Consider the following 15,027-nt stretch of genomic DNA (forward strand, 5'->3'; position numbering starts at 1 on the left):
CGCCGCGCCGTCGAGCATGAGTCGGGTGACGGCGTCGACGCCACCCAGGTCGGCGGCGAACAGCGGCAGGACGTACGCGACGAACAGGAGGCTAGCGACGATGCTGCCGACGTTCGTCATGGCGACGACCATGATGAGTCGGAACAGCGGCACGTCGAACATGTCGGCGACGACGTCCCTGATGGCGCGCGATTCGTCGCCGAGGAGTTCGTTCAGGCGGCCGATGTCTGTCACGTTCACCGGTGTGTGCCGAAGCTCCATGTATCCGGTGAACCATCCCGGCGCGAGCAGGGGGTTGACCGAGGTGAGCCACGCGACGCACCCGCCGACGAGCGCCGAGAGCCACCGCGCCCCCGCCAGTTTGGCGCCGGCGGCGGCGAAGAAGCCGTTGATGACGAACCACGCGGCGAACACCCGGAGGAGGAAGTCGTTCCGAACGCCGGCCATGGCGAGGAGGACGAAGAAGCCGACGAACGCGGCCGACACCCCCACGCCGACCAGTTTCCCCCACGGGATGCCTCGCTTCTCCGGCGTCCCGACGAGCGACTCCATCGGTGGGAGGCTCTCGGGCGCTTCGAGGTACGACTCGATACCGGCGCGGTGCCCCGCGCCGACGACGGCGACGACGTGTGCGCCGTTCTGCCGCAGCGCCACCAGTTGGTGAGCGATGTACGCGTCACGTTCGTCGATGAGCGCCTCGGCGCCCCCCGGGGAGAACGCGCGGAACTCCTCCATCATCACGCTCACCACGTCCGCGTCGGTGAGGTCCTCCATGTCGAACTCCTCGACGTCCTCGTACGAGCCGAGGCCGAGGCTGTGGGCGACGAGGCCACAGAGCCCACCGGCGGTGACGCCGACGGCGAGACCGATGGCGAGGCTGCCGACTGCGCTCACGAGGAAGTCGTTCAGGCGGTCGACGAGCGGCGCCGCGAGGCCGAGTCCGACGCCGGCGACGAGGCCCACGGCGAGGCCGCCACCGATGCCGACCAGCAGGGCGTCGTCTCCGTCGGTGAAGCCCTCCGCGAGCGTCTGGAGCGCGAGGCCGGCCGCGACGGCGAGAATCACGCCGCCGGTCACGCGCCCGAGGACGAACGGGGTGATGCCGACGGAGCCACCGAACAGGCCGACGAGGGGACCGACGAGCACGCCCGCCAGGAGGCCGACCACGACACCGACGGCGCGGGCGTCCGAGACGCCGAACGCGAGGCCGCCCACCATGCGGAGCTTCTCGACGACGGACATCCGTGCCCAGAAGCGCTGGATGGTGGTCTGGATGTCGCGGTCGACCAGGGCGACGTCGACGTCCTCCTCTTCGGCAGTCTCGACGGCGGCGAGCATGTCCGCCCCCGGCGAGATGTCGAACTTCTCGCCCAGCTGGGCCTGGACGTACGAGAGCATCCAGTAGGCGATGAACTGAAACACTGTGTTCCCCGAGAGGAGGTCGCCCGGTTCGATGTCGTCCGGCGTCCCGCCCTTGAGCTGGCGGTACCGTCCCTCGTCGAGTTCGACGGCGACGACGTCCGGACGCTCCCGACGAATCGTCTCTTCGACCTCGGCCACGCTCTCTTTGGAGACGTGGGCGGTCCCGACGACCTGCACCCGTCCCTGTCGGGGAGAGGGGGCCGCGTCCTGACTCATTGCCCGTTTTTTCCCTCGGCGACTCATACGCTTGTCGGTGCTTTATTGTCCTCCGGGGCGGCCCGAGGGTATGGACCTCACAGCGCAGGCACCGACCGACCGCCACGAGGTGGCGCTCGCCTGCCTCCGCGCGGGCATCGAGGCCGCCCGCCCCGAGCGCGTCCTCGAGTCCTCGCTCCGTCTGGACGGGGACTCGCTCCGGGTCGGCGAGGCCGTCTACGACCTCTCGCGGTTCGAGCGATGCGTCGTCGTCGGTGGAGGAAAGGCCGCCGCGGGCGTCGCCGAGGCCATAGAGCGCGTCCTCGGCGACCGAATCGACGCGGGGGCGGTCGTCACCTACGACCCCGGCGCCGGGGAGCGCATCGACCACCTCCCGGGCGATCACCCGGTCCCCTCCGAACGGGGCGTCGAGAGCACCGGGCGCGCCGTCGAACTCCTCGAGGCGGCAGACGAGAGGACGCTGGTCCTCTGTGTCGTCACCGGCGGCGCGAGTGCGCTCCTGCCCGCGCCGGCCGAGGGTATCTCCCTCTCGGCCCTCCAGGAGACGACCGAGCGACTGCTCGAGAGCGGCGCGGACATCGGCGAGGTGAACGCCGTCCGCAAACACCTCTCGACACTCAAAGGCGGCGGCCTGGCCCGCCTCGCCGCGCCCGCTACCGTGGTCTCGCTCGTCTTCTCGGACGTCGTCGGCAACGACCTGAGTGTCGTCGCGTCCGGGCCGACAGTCCCCGACGAGACGACGTACGACGACGCGCTGGGCGTACTGGACCGGTACGACCTCTCGGTGCCCGAGTCGGTTCGGGAGCGACTCGAGCGCGGGCGCGACGGCGAACTCGCGGAGACGCCGAAACCGGGCGACCCCGTCTTCGAACGCGTCGACGACCACGTCCTGGCGGACGGGTTCACTGCCCTCGACGCCGCCCGCGACGAGGCCGACGGTCGGGGGTACGAGACGCTCGTCCTCTCCTCGCGGGTCCGCGGCGAGGCGCGGGAGGCGGCGAAGACACACGTCGCCGTCGGCGAGGAGGTGCTGGCGACCGGTGAACCGCTCGACCCCCCGGCCGTCGTCCTCTCGGGCGGCGAGACGACCGTCACCGTCCGTGGTGACGGGGCGGGCGGGCCGAACCTCGAGTACGCCCTCTCGGCGGCGGTCGAACTCTCGGCGGGGTCGTCAGGCGGGCACGCCGTCCTCGCGAGCGTCGACACCGACGGAAAGGACGGCGGGACCGAGGTGGCGGGTGCCGTCGTCGACGAGCGGACGCTCCAGACAGGCGACGACAGGGAGGCCGCCCGCGACGCCCTCGACGGGAACGACTCCCTGCCGGCGCTCGACGCCCGCGACTGCCTCGTCCGGACGGGGCCGACGGGGACGAACGTCAACGACCTGCGGGTACTCGTGGTCGAAGAGGAGTGAGACGCCGGCCGTGAAGCGTGGGTTGTGGGTCGGCGGCCGAGAGGCATCGTCCCCGACCGACCACAGACGGGGGCGACGGGAGGGGGACGCTACCGCGGTGCGGAGAACGTCCGGTCACACTCCACACAGCCGTAGACGCAGTCGTGAGCGCGTTCGCGGCGCTCTTCGGTCTCGACGCTCCCACAGTACGGACAGAGGAGGGCGTCGTCTTCGAGGTGCATTGAGTGACGCGGCCGGGAGGTACGGACTCCGGGTGCATGTATCCACGGGTGTCCCGAACGTGTCACGTGACACGGTGGCCCGTCGCGGCGGCCCCGGGGCGGGTCCCGACGGTGCCCGGTGCGTCGCCGCCCGTCTCCGTGTCTCGGCCGACCAACAAGATTGTGCCCTCCCAGGGCGTACAGCGGGCATGGCTCGCCTCCTGCCCTCCCTCTCCTCCTCGACACCGGACGACGCCTCGCCGCGCGTCATCGGCCTCGACTCGGCCGACGCCGACGACCTCATCGGTGCACTCTCGTCGGGGACCGCCCGTCGAATCCTCGCCGTCCTCCACGAGGAACCGGCCTCGGCGTCCGAAGTCGCCGCACAGGTCGACAGCTCACTGCAGAACGTCCAGTACCACCTCGGTCGGATGGAAGACGCCGGCCTCGTCGAGGTCCACGAGACGGTCTACTCCGAGAAGGGCCGAGAGATGAAGGTATACACGCCCAGCGACAGACCACTCGTCGTCGTGGCGGCGCGCGAGTCGGAGACGACCGGACTCCGTGACGCGCTGTTGCGACTGCTGGGTTCGGTCGGTATCCTCGGACTGGTCAGTGTCCTCGTGCAGTTCCTCCTCGGTGGGGCCGAACAGCGCGGCGCGGCGACGAGCGCCGACGGCGCCGAAGGGGTCAGAATCGCCGCCGAGACCACCACCACAGCGGCCTCGATCGGCCTCCCGCCGGGACTCCTCTTCTTCCTCGGCGGACTGGTCGTCGTGCTCGGAGGGTTCGTCGTCTGGTGGTATCGCACGCGGTGAGTCGACGCACCGGGAGACCGACCGCTCCCTCGGGAGTAGCTATTCATACCTACACGTCAAAGGGACCGCTATGAACCACCAGGCCGAGGTCAAGGGTATCGGCGTCGGCATGAGCGACGACGGGTCGAACGTGCCCGCGGTTATCCTCTCGGCGCGCGACGAGTTCCTTCCGATTGTCATCACGGCGGACCAGGCACAGGCGATCCAGCTTGCCCTCTCCGGCGAACCGTTCGAGCGCCCGCTCACACACGACCTCCTCGTCGACATGATCACCGAGTTCGGCGGCGCCATCGACTCCGTCCGCATCGACGACCTCGCCGACGGCACGTTCTACGCGAAGGTGGACGCCGAGCGGTACGAGGACGGCGAGCCACGCAAGTTCGTCTTCGACGCTCGTCCCTCCGACGCCATCGCGCTCTCCGTGCGCGTCGACTGTCCCATCGTCGTCTCCGACAGTGTCCTCGACGCGGCCGGTCAGCCGCCCTCGCAGTTCGACATCGAGGACGACGAGGACGACTTCGCCCGCTGACCGCTCGTACCCGCACCTGCACCCGTGGTCGCCGTCGACCCCGCCTTCTGTCCGGCCTGTGGCACCCCTCTCGAGACACGTCACGTCGCGGGACGCGACCGGGCCTACTGTCCGGCGTGTGCCGACACCGTCTGGCGCAACCCCGTCCCGACTGCCGCGGTAGCCGTCGTCGACAGCGGGCGGGACCCGCCGGCGGTGCTCCTCGTCCGTCGGGCAGAGCCACCCGACGCGGGTGAGTGGGGACTCCCGGCGGGGTTCGTCGAGTACGGCGAGCATCCGCGCGAGGCCGCCGCGCGAGAACTCCACGAGGAGACCGGCCTCGCTGTCGACGCCGACGCGCTCGTCCTTCGTTCCGTCGACGACCACCACCATCCGAGCGACCGACACGTCCTGAGCGTCGCCTACACCGTCTCGCGAGCGAGAACGGCCGGCGACCCGGTCGCGGGGAGCGACGCGCTCGACGCGAGGTTCTGGACGCTCGACGACCTCGGCGCGGCGGGGGAGGCGCTCCGGCTGTTCGACCGCGAGCGGGTGCAGGGGACACTCGAGTCGGTCTGACTCCGCTGGTCGCCCGGGGACCACGTTTGAATAGTCCCCCTCTCGTCGCCCCTGCCATGAGCGACCAGACGGCGACGCTGGCGGAGTCGCACACCGAGATGACCGAGTACCTCCTCCCGAACGACACGAACGACCTCGGACGGGCGCTCGGTGGAGTGGTACTGCACTGGATGGACATCTGTGGCGCCATCTCGGCGATGCGGTTCGCCAACAGACAGGTGGTGACCGCGTCGATGGACCACGTCGACTTCATCTCGGCCATCGACCTCGGCGAGGTGGCCGTCATCGAGGGCTACGTCTTCGACGTCGGCCGGACGAGCATCGACGTGAAGGTCGACGTCCGGGCGGAGAACCCCCGCAGCGACGAGACCCGGAAGACGACCACCTCCTTCTTCACGTTCGTCGCCCTCGACGAGGCGGGCACGCCGACCGAGGTGCCCCGCCTCGACTGCCCGACGGCGGCCGAGACGGACCTCCGCGAGGAGGCACGCGCCGAGCGCCGGGCACAGCTGGAGGCGGTCATCGAGCGGATGGAGTGAGCGACTCCGCGCCGGGACGGACGCCGAGTTCGAACGAGGCCGTGCGGTCGGTGCCGTCGCGGGTGGTCGACACCGATACCGGCAGGGACCGCGCCCGCGCTCTCGTGCTCTGGTCGTCCGGCCGACGGGCACGAGAGATACCCTTTACTCCCGCGACCACACAGGAGTAGCTATGCTCGACGTACCCACCCCGGAGCCGCCGACGCTCAGACAGGTCGACCCGAACGAGTACGAGGACGCCGAGGTCGGCGGCGACGACTACCACCGCGACGACCTCGAACGGTTCCTCCACGAGGGGGCGTGGGAGGAGGCGTTCGAGCAGTGGGCCGCCACCGCGGACCTCTCCGAGGAGGAGTGGGCCATCGCCGAGGACCTCGAACTCGTGTCGCGGTTCGACTTCTTCTGGGACTCGTTCGCGGACCGGGTGGGCTACCACGCCCCCGGCCTTCCCGAGGACTGGAAGGAGCGACAGCTGCATCCCGAGCTGACCTCCTGGGGGCAGGTGTCGGGCATCAACGCCGGGTTGACCGAACTGGGGCAGGTCGTCTGTGACGTCCTGAAAGACGAGTACGTCGACTGGGAGTCCGAGTACGAGGCCCCCGACGACCTGCCGGACTTCTCCTGACTGCACGGCCGACGACAAGACCTTTGCCTCCCGCCGCAAAGACGTCGGGCGATGCGCCGCCGTGTCCTCCTCTCCAGCGTCGCCCTCTCGCTGTCGGCCACGGCCGGTTGCCTCTCCGACGCCCGTCGGCAGGTCTCCGGCCCGATTCGGTTCGGTCACGCGCGGGGACGGCTTCACGACGCCGAACGGTCGTTCGTCCGCGGGGGACTCGGCGGGTCACCGACCGAGGAGTCGTACGCGGTCTGGCTCTTCCCCGAGGCACCGCCGTCGGACGTCAGCGTCTTCACCGACGCGCTCGGTGCGGAGACACAGCGAGAGTGGGACAACGAGGTCCACAACGAGAACTACGACGAGGGGTTCATCCTCCTCGCACAGATTCGCACCCCGGGGGAGCGCGCGACGACCCTCAGCCCCGTGCCGCATTCCTGTGACCCGGGGTGGACCGGGTGGCGACGCGCTCGGATTCCGCTCGGCCTCGAACGGACGGACCTGTCGGACGACCTCGCCGACGCGACAGCGGTGGTGGCGACGCTCGCCACCTACGTGGAGTCGTCGGAGACGCCGCGACGGGCGACGGTTCCGTTCCTCTCCGAAGCGGCCGACTCCTGCGACGCGGCGAACGCGACACTGACGGCCCGGCCGTGGACGAATCCGGCGTGAGACGCGAGACCGACGAAGCGGCTGACTCCTTGCGGCGCGGTCGACACACACGCGTACGGACGACGTTTTCCCCGTGGCACCTACGAAGAAAATAACGAGACGGGAGGCGGTCTCGATGGTGGTGAGAGCTGGGTCGAATTTGGGAAAACCCTCTTTATTGCATCGTCCTCCGACCCGTACGAGGACATGACAGACAAGTCACGGAGAGACGTGCTTCGCACGCTCGGAGGCGTTGCGGTCGTCGGTGGGCTCGCCGGATGCTCGTCGAACCAGGACGGTTCGGGCGGCTCCGCCGGCGGAGAGGAAACGGCGACGGCGACGGAAACGCCGATGTCGACCGAGATGGACACCGAGACGGAGACGGCGACAGAGGAGCAGGCGACGGCGATGCTCCGCGTGGCTCACCTGTCGCCGGACGCGCCGAACGTCGACGTCTCTGTGGACGGCTCCGTCGTCCTGGAGGACGTCGCGTTCGGTGCCGTCAGCGACTACCTCGAGGTACCCGTCGGAACCCGGACGGTGACTATCGCCGCGGCGGGCGATCCCTCGACCGTCGCGTTCGAGGGTGACCTCGACGTCACGGAAGGGGCGTTCACCGTCGCCGCCGTCGGCGAACTCGCCGAGGAGACGTTCCAGCCGCTGGTCCTCTCTGACGACAACACGGTCCCCGCTGACGACACCGCACGCGTCCGCGTCGTCCACGCGTCGCCGGACGCGCCGGCCGTCGACGTCACGGCCGGCGGGAACGCGCTGTTCGACGGCGTTTCCTACCAGGGGTCGGGGTACGCCGAGGTCCCCGCGGGGACGTACACGCTGAACGTCCGCGGCGACACCGAGTCGAACGACGGTGACGCGGTGGCGTCGTTCGACCTCGAACTCGTCGGCGGAACGGTGTACACCGTCTTCGCTGCCGGCTACCTCTCGCCCGACGACGAACCGGCCGACACGGCCTTCCAGCCCATCGCAGCAGTCGACGCCGGGGCGGGCGGCGGCGGTATCGTCCAGGGCATGGGTGACGACGGCATGGGCGGCATGGATGGGGACGTCTCGCTCCGCGTGGCCCACCTGTCGCCGGACGCGCCGAACGTCGACGTCCTCGTCGACGGCTCGGCGGTCCTGGAGGACGTCCCCTTCGGCGCCGTCAGCGACTACCTGTCGCTGTCGGCCGGGTCGTACCAGGTGACCATCCAGGCCGCGGGCGATTCGAGCACCGTGGTGTTCGACCAGTCGCTCGACCTCGAACCGGGGGCGTACACCGCGGCCGCGCTGGGTGAGTTAGAAGAGGGCGCAGAGAACGGCTTCGCGGTCCAGCTGTTCGCCGACGACACGTCCGCACCGGAGTCGGGTATGTCGCGCCTCACGCTGGTCCACGCGTCGCCCGACGCCCCGGCCGTCGACGTGACCGTCGAGTCCACCGGCGACGTCCTCGTCGACGGCGCGGCGTTCGGCGACGCCGCAACGGTCGAGGTTCCCGCCGGGTCGTACACGCTCGAGGTCCGTGGGGACACCGAGTCGAACGACGGCGACGTAGTCACGACGTTCGACGTGACCGTCGAGAGCGAGACGGCGTACACCGCGTTCGCACAGGGCTACCTCACACCCGACGACGAACCCACGTCGGCGGGCTTCGACCTGGGCGTCGTGACCAACAGCTGACCACGTTTCGATGTCACCACACTCGTCGGGACCAGTACGGGTCAGGCGGCGCCCCGACCAGGCGGTCGAGGCGCTCCGGTCTGCCCTGGGCGGGTCGCGTGGCGGAGCGAACCGCGTCCGCATCCTCCGGGCGCTCGCCGACCGACCACGGAACGCGAACCGACTGGCCGACGCGCTCGGCCTCGACTACAAGACCGTCCGCTACCACCTCTCCGTCCTGTCGGAGGCGGGCGCGGTGAGTCGCGGCGGGGACCGCTACGGCGCGGTGTACCTCCCGACGTCGCGGACGAGGCGCCACTGGGACGTCGTCGAAGCGATGGACGACCGCACCGAAGACTGAACCGGTACCGACCCCGCACGGTGCAGGGTTAAGCCCTCCGCGCGCCTCTGTACGGCGTGTCGCGTGGTGTCTCTCCTCGTGCGGTCCGCGCGTTGGCACTCGTTCTCGTAGTCGTAGTGGCGCCGCTGGCCGGTGTCGCTGTCGCACCGGTGGTGGGGGCCGCCGCCGCCCAGCCGGGGGTCACGGACCCGTCGTCGGCCGCTCTGTGTGGGTTCGACGGCGACCCGGCCCCAGCCGCCACGTCCCAGCGACACGACTTCGGGGAAGTCGTCGTCAGCCGGACGTCGACGCGAACGGCCGCAGTGTGGACAGACGTCGGTGGGGTCGACCCGACTGTCACCGTCGGCGGACCGGACGCCGGACAGTTCCGCGTCCGCGTCGTGTCCGGGTCTGCCACGAGCGACGACCCGACGCTCCAGCTGTCGTTCGCCCCGACCACGCCCGGGGCGAAGCGGGCCTGGGCGGTGGTCGAGCGCGGCGACGCGAGGGACGTCCACTGTCTCGTCGGGACGGCAGTCGTCGCCGGCGCGAGCAGAAACGGCGGCGGAGCGGGCGACGGAACCGGTCCGAACGGGCGAGCGACGGGCGGTGCGGCCGCCGGTGACGGGGCGTCGGGTGGAGGGAAAGTGACCGACGCGGTACGGGGGTTCGGCCGGGAGTTCGTCGGTTCCGTCAGCCGCGGCGTCGTGAGCGTCGTCACGCTCGAGTTCGCCCGCGACGCCGCCGTCGGCGCGGGGGCGGCGTGGGCCGCCGGCGACGGACTGGTCGGGAAGCTTCTGGGCGTCGCTGGCTACACCCTCTCGGGCGTCGACCCGACTGCGGGGGTCCGGAAGGGAATCCCGGCCGCGCTCACAGCCTGGCGGGCGGGCGACTTCGAGGGGGTGGGGCGGGCGCTGTTCGGCGTCGTCGAGAGCGTCGTCTTCACCGGCGCGGCCGCCGCGGGTGCGTGGGAGGGGTCGAAGCGGGCGCGGCAGTTCACACAGGACCGGCGCGAGGCGGGCGTCGACAGCAGGGGGAGCGAGACGCCGTCGATGGACACCTACCGGGACTTCTCGGTCGGTCTCGACGCCGCGTTCTCGTCGGGGTTCAAGCGGACGAGCCACGAGGAGATTGAGTCAGAACGGTTGGGAGTCGAATCCGAGCCGGGTGACGAGGGCGCTGACGGGATGGACGGCACCGATGGGAAGACGACCGGCGGCGAACCCGGGTCGATCGGTAGCTCCTCCACTGCGGACGCGGGGCCGGCGACCGGCGGCGACGGGACCGACCGCGACGACCGCCGTGAACTCGCCTGAGTACGGTACGTCGACGGTGTGTGCGCGGCCTCTCCGGGGCCGCTCTTTGACAATCTCGATGGGCGATTGCCGTTGTCTTAATTGACATATCGATCTAATATAGATGCTGACCATACATTCAGAATTCATATGTCGCACAGTCGCTTCGGTACAGTACTCGTGACGTTCCTGCTGGTCGTCTCGTCGTTCGGAGGGTTCGTCGGCGTCGCCCACGGACAGGAAACCGCAGAGGGTACCCCGACGGTCTGTGAAAGCCCGGCTCACAGAGACGCACTCATGGCCGAAGTCGACGCGCTTGGTGTCGAACGGCTCGCCGTCGCGGAAGCAGCGGGCCAAGAGCTGGAGCGCCATCGAACGGTTATGGAAGGATTGAACCCCGGAGAGGAGGGTGATTGGGACGCGATACGGGCTGAAGGGGTACGACACGCCAGGGCGATGAAACCCTACACCGAACGTCTCGCGGCGATTCAGCAGCGTATGACGGCGGTTGCGCTGGCACTTAGAGGGTGTCCCGCGACGACAGACGACCGGTCACCGACGCGACCACCCACAGTGGTGGACCTCTCGACACTCGACCCGAACGAACTCACGCCCAGCCAGCGCGCCGCGTACGACGACTACCGGGCGAAGCAGGCAGCCCTCGAAGCACACGAAGAAGAGATTGTCAACCTGACGCGGGCGAGCGACATGCTTGACCTGACCACGTGCACGTACGACGACAGACCGTGTACGCTTCCGGAGGGATGGTCGAAGGTTTCTGAGACGGACCCTCAGCTCATCGCGTTCGACTTGCACCCGCGGTCCGGCGTCCATATGGAGGTGTTCCGGAACGACGAAACCGGCGAGGTCGTTCTCGGAGTCCGGGGCTCGTTCGGCGCGAGGAAGGTCTTCTCCAACCCCATACAGTGGTGGACGGACTGGGTGTCGACCAACATCAAGCAGGGACTCGGGGCCGACACGAGGCAGTACAACGATGTGATGGATGCCGCACGACTGCTCAAAGAGGTGTACGGGGACCAGTTTACCACGGTCGTTGGCCACTCGAAGGGTGGCGGTCAGGCCGCCGCCGCAGCCACCGCGTTCGGACTCGATGCGTTCACCTACGACGCAGCAGGACTGCACCCGAAGACGGTTCCACGTTATCTTGAGAGTCGAGGACTGGACGGACCTGCGACTACGGGGACCATCGTGAACTACCGAGCCTTCGACGACCCGCTGACCGAACGGCAGGAAACCGGGTTGCTCGGACGACTGGCACCAGACGCCGTTGGGGAACAGCTGACGGTCGAAGCGACAGATCCCACACTCGACGGTGAAATCGGTCACAGCGAGAGCCGGCTGAACCAAGAATTGCGGTACCGACTGCTGAACATGGAGCTACAGCGCGCTACGCTGCAGAACGAAATGCTCACGACCGAGTCAGAGCTCCTGAGCACGCTTCGTTCGGAGTGACGCGGTCCATAGCGAAGTCGGAAATCCTGGCGTGAGCACACCACCGTTTTGATATACGTCCACGGGTAGGAACGAGTATGAGTATGGACACGGACGAGGTCTCCGACCAGTACACGCCCGCGGACGTCGAATCCGCGGTCGAACAGTACTGGGACGCTAACGACGCGTACGAGGCGACGAAGGAGGCACACGCCGACGACCCCGCCTTCTTCTTCGTCGACGGCCCGCCGTACACCTCGGGGCAGATGCACCTCGGGACGGCGTGGAACAAGACCCTCAAGGACGCGGTCATCCGCCGGAAGCGGATGGAGGGGTTCCAGGTGACCGACCGGCCGGGCTACGACATGCACGGCCTGCCCATCGAGGTGAAGGTGGAGGAGGAACTCGGCTTCGACTCGAAGAAGGACATCGAGGAGTACGGGATGGAGGCGTTCATCGAGGAGTGCATGTCCTTCGCCGAGCGCAACCGCGAGAACATGGACGAGGACTTCCAGTCCATCGGGGCGTGGATGGACTGGGATGACCCGTACAAGACCATCTCACCGGAGTACATGGAGGCGGCGTGGTGGGCGTTCTCGAACGTCCACGACAACGGCCTCGTCGAGCGGGGCAAGCGCGCCATCAACCAGTGCCCCCGGTGTGAGACGGCCATCGCGGACAACGAGGTCGAGTACCACGAGATCGAGTCCCCCTCGATTTACGTGAAGTTCCCGCTCCGAGAGCACGAGGGGAGCCTCGTCATCTGGACGACGACGCCGTGGACCCTCCCCGCGAACACGTTCGTCGCCGTCGACAGGGAGATGACCTACCAGGCCGTCGAGGCGGCGAAAGAGGGCGAGCGCGAGGTGCTCTACCTCGCCGAGCCCTGCGTCGAAGAGGTGCTGAAGAAGGGCCGCTACGAGGAGTACGAGGTGCTCGAAGAACTCACCGGCGAGGAGATGGTCGGCTGGGAGTACGACCACCCCCTCGCCGAGGAGGTGCCCGACCACGCCAGTTTCGAGGGGTCCGGGCAGGTGTACACCGCGGAGTACGTCGAGGCCGACAGAACCGGACTGGTCCACTCCGCGCCCGGGCACGGGCAGGAGGACTTCGAACGCGGCGAGGAACTCGGCTTGGAGGTGTTCTCGCCCGTCCGCGGTGACGGAACGTTCACCGACGCGGGCGGGAAGTACGCGGGCACGTTCGTCCGTGACGCCAACGACGACATCATCGCCGACCTCGACTCCAACGGCTTGCTCCTCCACTCGGGGACGCACCACCACCGCTACGGGCAGTGCTGGCGCTGTGACACGGACATCGTCTTCCTCGCGACCGACCAGTGGTTCATCACGGTCACCGACGTCAAAGAGGAGTTGCTGGCGAACATCGAGGAGTCGGAGTGGTTCCCCGACTGGGCCCGCGACAACCGGTTCCGGAACTTCGTGGCCGACGCGCCGGACTGGAACGTCTCACGACAGCGCTACTGGGGCATCCCGCTCCCCATCTGGGTCCCGCAGGGCGAGGAGTACTCGACGGAGGACATCCTCGTCGTCGGGACGCGGGAGGAACTGGCCGAGCGCGTCGACCAGGAGATAGACCCCGACGAGATCGACCTCCACCGGCCGTCGGTGGACCCGCTGACCATCACGGAAGACGGCACCACGTACGGGCGCGTCCCCGACGTGTTCGACGTCTGGATCGACTCGTCGGTGGCGACCTGGGGGACGCTCGGCTACCCCTCCTCCACCGACGAGTTCGACGACCTCTGGCCCGCCGACCTCATCATCGAGGCGCACGACCAGACGCGCGGGTGGTTCTGGTCCCAGCTGGGGATGGGGACGGCCGCCGTCGGCGAGGTACCATACCGGCAGGTCCTGATGCACGGCTTCGCCAACGACAGCGAGGGCCGGAAGATGTCGAAGTCGCTCGGGAACATCGTCACGCCCGAGGAGGCCATCGACCGATTCGGCCGCGACCCGCTCCGCGCCTACCTGCTCTCGCACAACCAGCACGGCGAGGACCTCGCGTTCGAGTGGGACGGCCTCGGAGAGACCCAGTCGAAGCTCAACATCTTCTGGAACGTCTTCCGCTTCCCGCTGTCGTACATGGACCTCGACGACTACGACCCCGCCGACGCCTCGCTCGACGACGGCGAACGCACCGTCGTCGACGAGTGGGTGCTCTCGCGGCTCCAGAGCGTGAAGCGAGAGGTCGACGACGCCTGGGCGGAGTATCGCGTCCACGACGCGCTCAACGCGGTCCTCGACTTCGTCACGGCGGACGTCTCGCGCTTCTACGTGAAGGCCATCCGCGAGCGCATGTGGGAGGACGAGGACTCCGACTCGAAGCGCGGCGCGTACGCGACGCTCGCTGTCGTGCTCGACGAGGCCGTCCGGCTCCTCGCGCCCTTCACGCCGTACATCACCGAGCGGATGTACCAGCGACTCGACGGCGAGGCGACCTCGGTCCACGCGCTCGCCGCCCCCGAAGTCGACGAGTCGCTCCACCAGCCCGACCTGGAGGCGGAGATGGCCGTCCTCCGCCAGGTCGAGGAGGCCGCGGCGAACGCCCGCCAGCAGGGGGGTCGGAAGCTCCGCTGGCCCGTCCCACGCGTCGTCGTCGAGTCCGAGGACGAGGACGTGCGAACGGCCGTCGACTCGCTCTCCGACCTCCTCTCCGAGCGGGTGAACGCCCGGAGCGTAGAGGTGTGCGAGACGTTCGACGAACTCGTCGAGTACGCCGAGCCACAGATGGGCGTCGTCGGTCCCGAGTTCGGTGCGGACGCCCAGAAGGTCATGAGCGCCGTCGAGGGGGCGACCCGCGACGAACTCGTCGGCGACACGCTGTCGGTGATGGTCGACGGCGACGAGTACGAACTCACCGCGGAGATGGTCGAGTGGCGGTCCGAGCCCCCCGAACGCGTCTCGGGTGCCGACTTCGAGTCGGGCACGGTGTACGTCGACACGAGCCTCACAGACGAAATCGAGGCCGAGGGGTACGCCCGTGACGTCGTCCGCCGGATCCAGGAGATGCGCAAGCGGCTCGACCTCGCGGTGGACGAGGAGATACACACCGCCATCGAAGTCGACGACGACCGGGTCGCGTCCCTCGTGGACCGCCACCGCGACCTCATCGCCGAAGAGACCCGGACGGAGGCGTTCGTCGACCTCGACGCCGACGAGACGATGGACCTCGTCGAGGAGTGGGACGTCGAGGGAATCTCGGTGACCATCGGCATCGACCGACTCGAGGCGGCGGAGCCAGCCGCGTAGGACGGGACGTCCGTCGCGCGCCGAGACGGCCGCCGTCCCTCATTATTCACGA

14 protein-coding genes are annotated in these 15,027 nt (G+C 68.8%); 12 read left to right on the top strand and 2 right to left on the bottom strand.

Features of this window, described 5'->3' with window-relative positions:
- Positions 1 to 1,638: TraB/GumN family protein (locus ACESK5_RS08970; RefSeq protein ID WP_372911218.1), on the bottom strand; the 1,638-nt coding region annotated here is incomplete at its 3' end.
- A gap of 70 nt (positions 1,639 to 1,708) precedes the next feature.
- Between ACESK5_RS08970 and ACESK5_RS08975 the strand changes: the two genes are divergently transcribed.
- Positions 1,709 to 3,052 carry a glycerate kinase gene (locus ACESK5_RS08975; RefSeq protein ID WP_372911219.1) on the top strand — a complete coding sequence of 448 codons (1,344 nt, stop codon included), beginning with the start codon at positions 1,709 to 1,711 and terminating at the stop codon, positions 3,050 to 3,052.
- A gap of 89 nt (positions 3,053 to 3,141) precedes the next feature.
- Here the strand turns inward: ACESK5_RS08975 and ACESK5_RS08980 are convergent, their stop codons facing one another.
- A complete protein-coding gene (locus tag ACESK5_RS08980; protein WP_372911220.1) occupies positions 3,142 to 3,273 on the bottom strand; it encodes a hypothetical protein in 132 nt (43 codons plus the stop codon).
- Between the two features lie 188 nt (positions 3,274 to 3,461).
- Between ACESK5_RS08980 and ACESK5_RS08985 the strand changes: the two genes are divergently transcribed.
- The 11 genes from ACESK5_RS08985 to ileS all read left to right on the top strand — a co-directional run bounded on the left by ACESK5_RS08985 (position 3,462) and on the right by ileS (position 14,975).
- Positions 3,462 to 4,070, top strand: a complete 609-nt coding sequence (locus tag ACESK5_RS08985; protein WP_372911221.1) for an ArsR/SmtB family transcription factor — start codon at positions 3,462 to 3,464, stop codon at positions 4,068 to 4,070.
- A gap of 70 nt (positions 4,071 to 4,140) precedes the next feature.
- Positions 4,141 to 4,599, top strand: a complete 459-nt coding sequence (locus ACESK5_RS08990; protein ID WP_372911222.1) for a bifunctional nuclease family protein — start codon at positions 4,141 to 4,143, stop codon at positions 4,597 to 4,599.
- Positions 4,600 to 4,623: 24 nt separating this feature from the next.
- Positions 4,624 to 5,157 carry an NUDIX domain-containing protein gene (locus ACESK5_RS08995; protein ID WP_372911223.1) on the top strand — a complete coding sequence of 178 codons (534 nt, stop codon included), beginning with the start codon at positions 4,624 to 4,626 and terminating at the stop codon, positions 5,155 to 5,157.
- Between the two features lie 56 nt (positions 5,158 to 5,213).
- Positions 5,214 to 5,696 carry an acyl-CoA thioesterase gene (locus tag ACESK5_RS09000; RefSeq protein WP_372911224.1) on the top strand — a complete coding sequence of 161 codons (483 nt, stop codon included), beginning with the start codon at positions 5,214 to 5,216 and terminating at the stop codon, positions 5,694 to 5,696.
- A gap of 172 nt (positions 5,697 to 5,868) precedes the next feature.
- Entirely contained in the window at positions 5,869 to 6,321 is a 453-nt protein-coding gene (locus ACESK5_RS09005) for a hypothetical protein (RefSeq protein ID WP_372911225.1), read from the top strand.
- A gap of 51 nt (positions 6,322 to 6,372) precedes the next feature.
- Positions 6,373 to 6,981 carry a hypothetical protein gene (locus ACESK5_RS09010; protein ID WP_372911226.1) on the top strand — a complete coding sequence of 203 codons (609 nt, stop codon included), beginning with the start codon at positions 6,373 to 6,375 and terminating at the stop codon, positions 6,979 to 6,981.
- A gap of 186 nt (positions 6,982 to 7,167) precedes the next feature.
- Complete coding sequence (locus ACESK5_RS09015; protein WP_372911227.1) at positions 7,168 to 8,637, top strand: DUF4397 domain-containing protein; 1,470 nt, start codon at positions 7,168 to 7,170, stop codon at positions 8,635 to 8,637.
- Between the two features lie 10 nt (positions 8,638 to 8,647).
- Positions 8,648 to 8,977 carry an ArsR/SmtB family transcription factor gene (locus ACESK5_RS09020; RefSeq protein WP_372911228.1) on the top strand — a complete coding sequence of 110 codons (330 nt, stop codon included), beginning with the start codon at positions 8,648 to 8,650 and terminating at the stop codon, positions 8,975 to 8,977.
- A gap of 302 nt (positions 8,978 to 9,279) precedes the next feature.
- The gene (locus ACESK5_RS09025) at positions 9,280 to 10,272 is read left to right on the top strand and encodes a hypothetical protein (RefSeq protein ID WP_372911229.1); all 993 of its coding nucleotides are present in this window, start codon (positions 9,280 to 9,282) and stop codon (positions 10,270 to 10,272) included.
- Between the two features lie 159 nt (positions 10,273 to 10,431).
- Positions 10,432 to 11,724, top strand: a complete 1,293-nt coding sequence (locus ACESK5_RS09030; RefSeq protein WP_372911230.1) for a hypothetical protein — start codon at positions 10,432 to 10,434, stop codon at positions 11,722 to 11,724.
- Positions 11,725 to 11,807: 83 nt separating this feature from the next.
- Positions 11,808 to 14,975, top strand: a complete 3,168-nt coding sequence (ileS, locus tag ACESK5_RS09035; protein WP_372911251.1) for an isoleucine--tRNA ligase — start codon at positions 11,808 to 11,810, stop codon at positions 14,973 to 14,975.
- The last annotated feature ends 52 nt before the right edge of the window (positions 14,976 to 15,027 follow it).

The sequence above is a fragment of the Salinigranum sp. genome, assembly GCF_041641895.1.
In the GTDB taxonomy this organism is placed as follows: Archaea; Halobacteriota; Halobacteria; order Halobacteriales; family Haloferacaceae; genus Salinigranum.

Excerpts from the sequence above, each read along its gene's own strand:
- ACESK5_RS08975 (WP_372911219.1), top strand. The coding sequence starts at position 1,709 with ATGGACCTCACAGCGCAGGCACCGACCGACCGCCACGAGGTGGCGCTC.
- ACESK5_RS08980 (WP_372911220.1), bottom strand. The coding sequence starts at position 3,273 with ATGCACCTCGAAGACGACGCCCTCCTCTGTCCGTACTGTGGGAGCGTC.
- ACESK5_RS08985 (WP_372911221.1), top strand. The coding sequence starts at position 3,462 with ATGGCTCGCCTCCTGCCCTCCCTCTCCTCCTCGACACCGGACGACGCC.
- ACESK5_RS08990 (WP_372911222.1), top strand. The coding sequence starts at position 4,141 with ATGAACCACCAGGCCGAGGTCAAGGGTATCGGCGTCGGCATGAGCGAC.
- ACESK5_RS09000 (WP_372911224.1), top strand. The coding sequence starts at position 5,214 with ATGAGCGACCAGACGGCGACGCTGGCGGAGTCGCACACCGAGATGACC.
- ACESK5_RS09005 (WP_372911225.1), top strand. The coding sequence starts at position 5,869 with ATGCTCGACGTACCCACCCCGGAGCCGCCGACGCTCAGACAGGTCGAC.
- ACESK5_RS09010 (WP_372911226.1), top strand. The coding sequence starts at position 6,373 with ATGCGCCGCCGTGTCCTCCTCTCCAGCGTCGCCCTCTCGCTGTCGGCC.
- ACESK5_RS09015 (WP_372911227.1), top strand. The coding sequence starts at position 7,168 with ATGACAGACAAGTCACGGAGAGACGTGCTTCGCACGCTCGGAGGCGTT.
- ACESK5_RS09020 (WP_372911228.1), top strand. The coding sequence starts at position 8,648 with ATGTCACCACACTCGTCGGGACCAGTACGGGTCAGGCGGCGCCCCGAC.
- ileS (WP_372911251.1), top strand. The coding sequence starts at position 11,808 with ATGGACACGGACGAGGTCTCCGACCAGTACACGCCCGCGGACGTCGAA.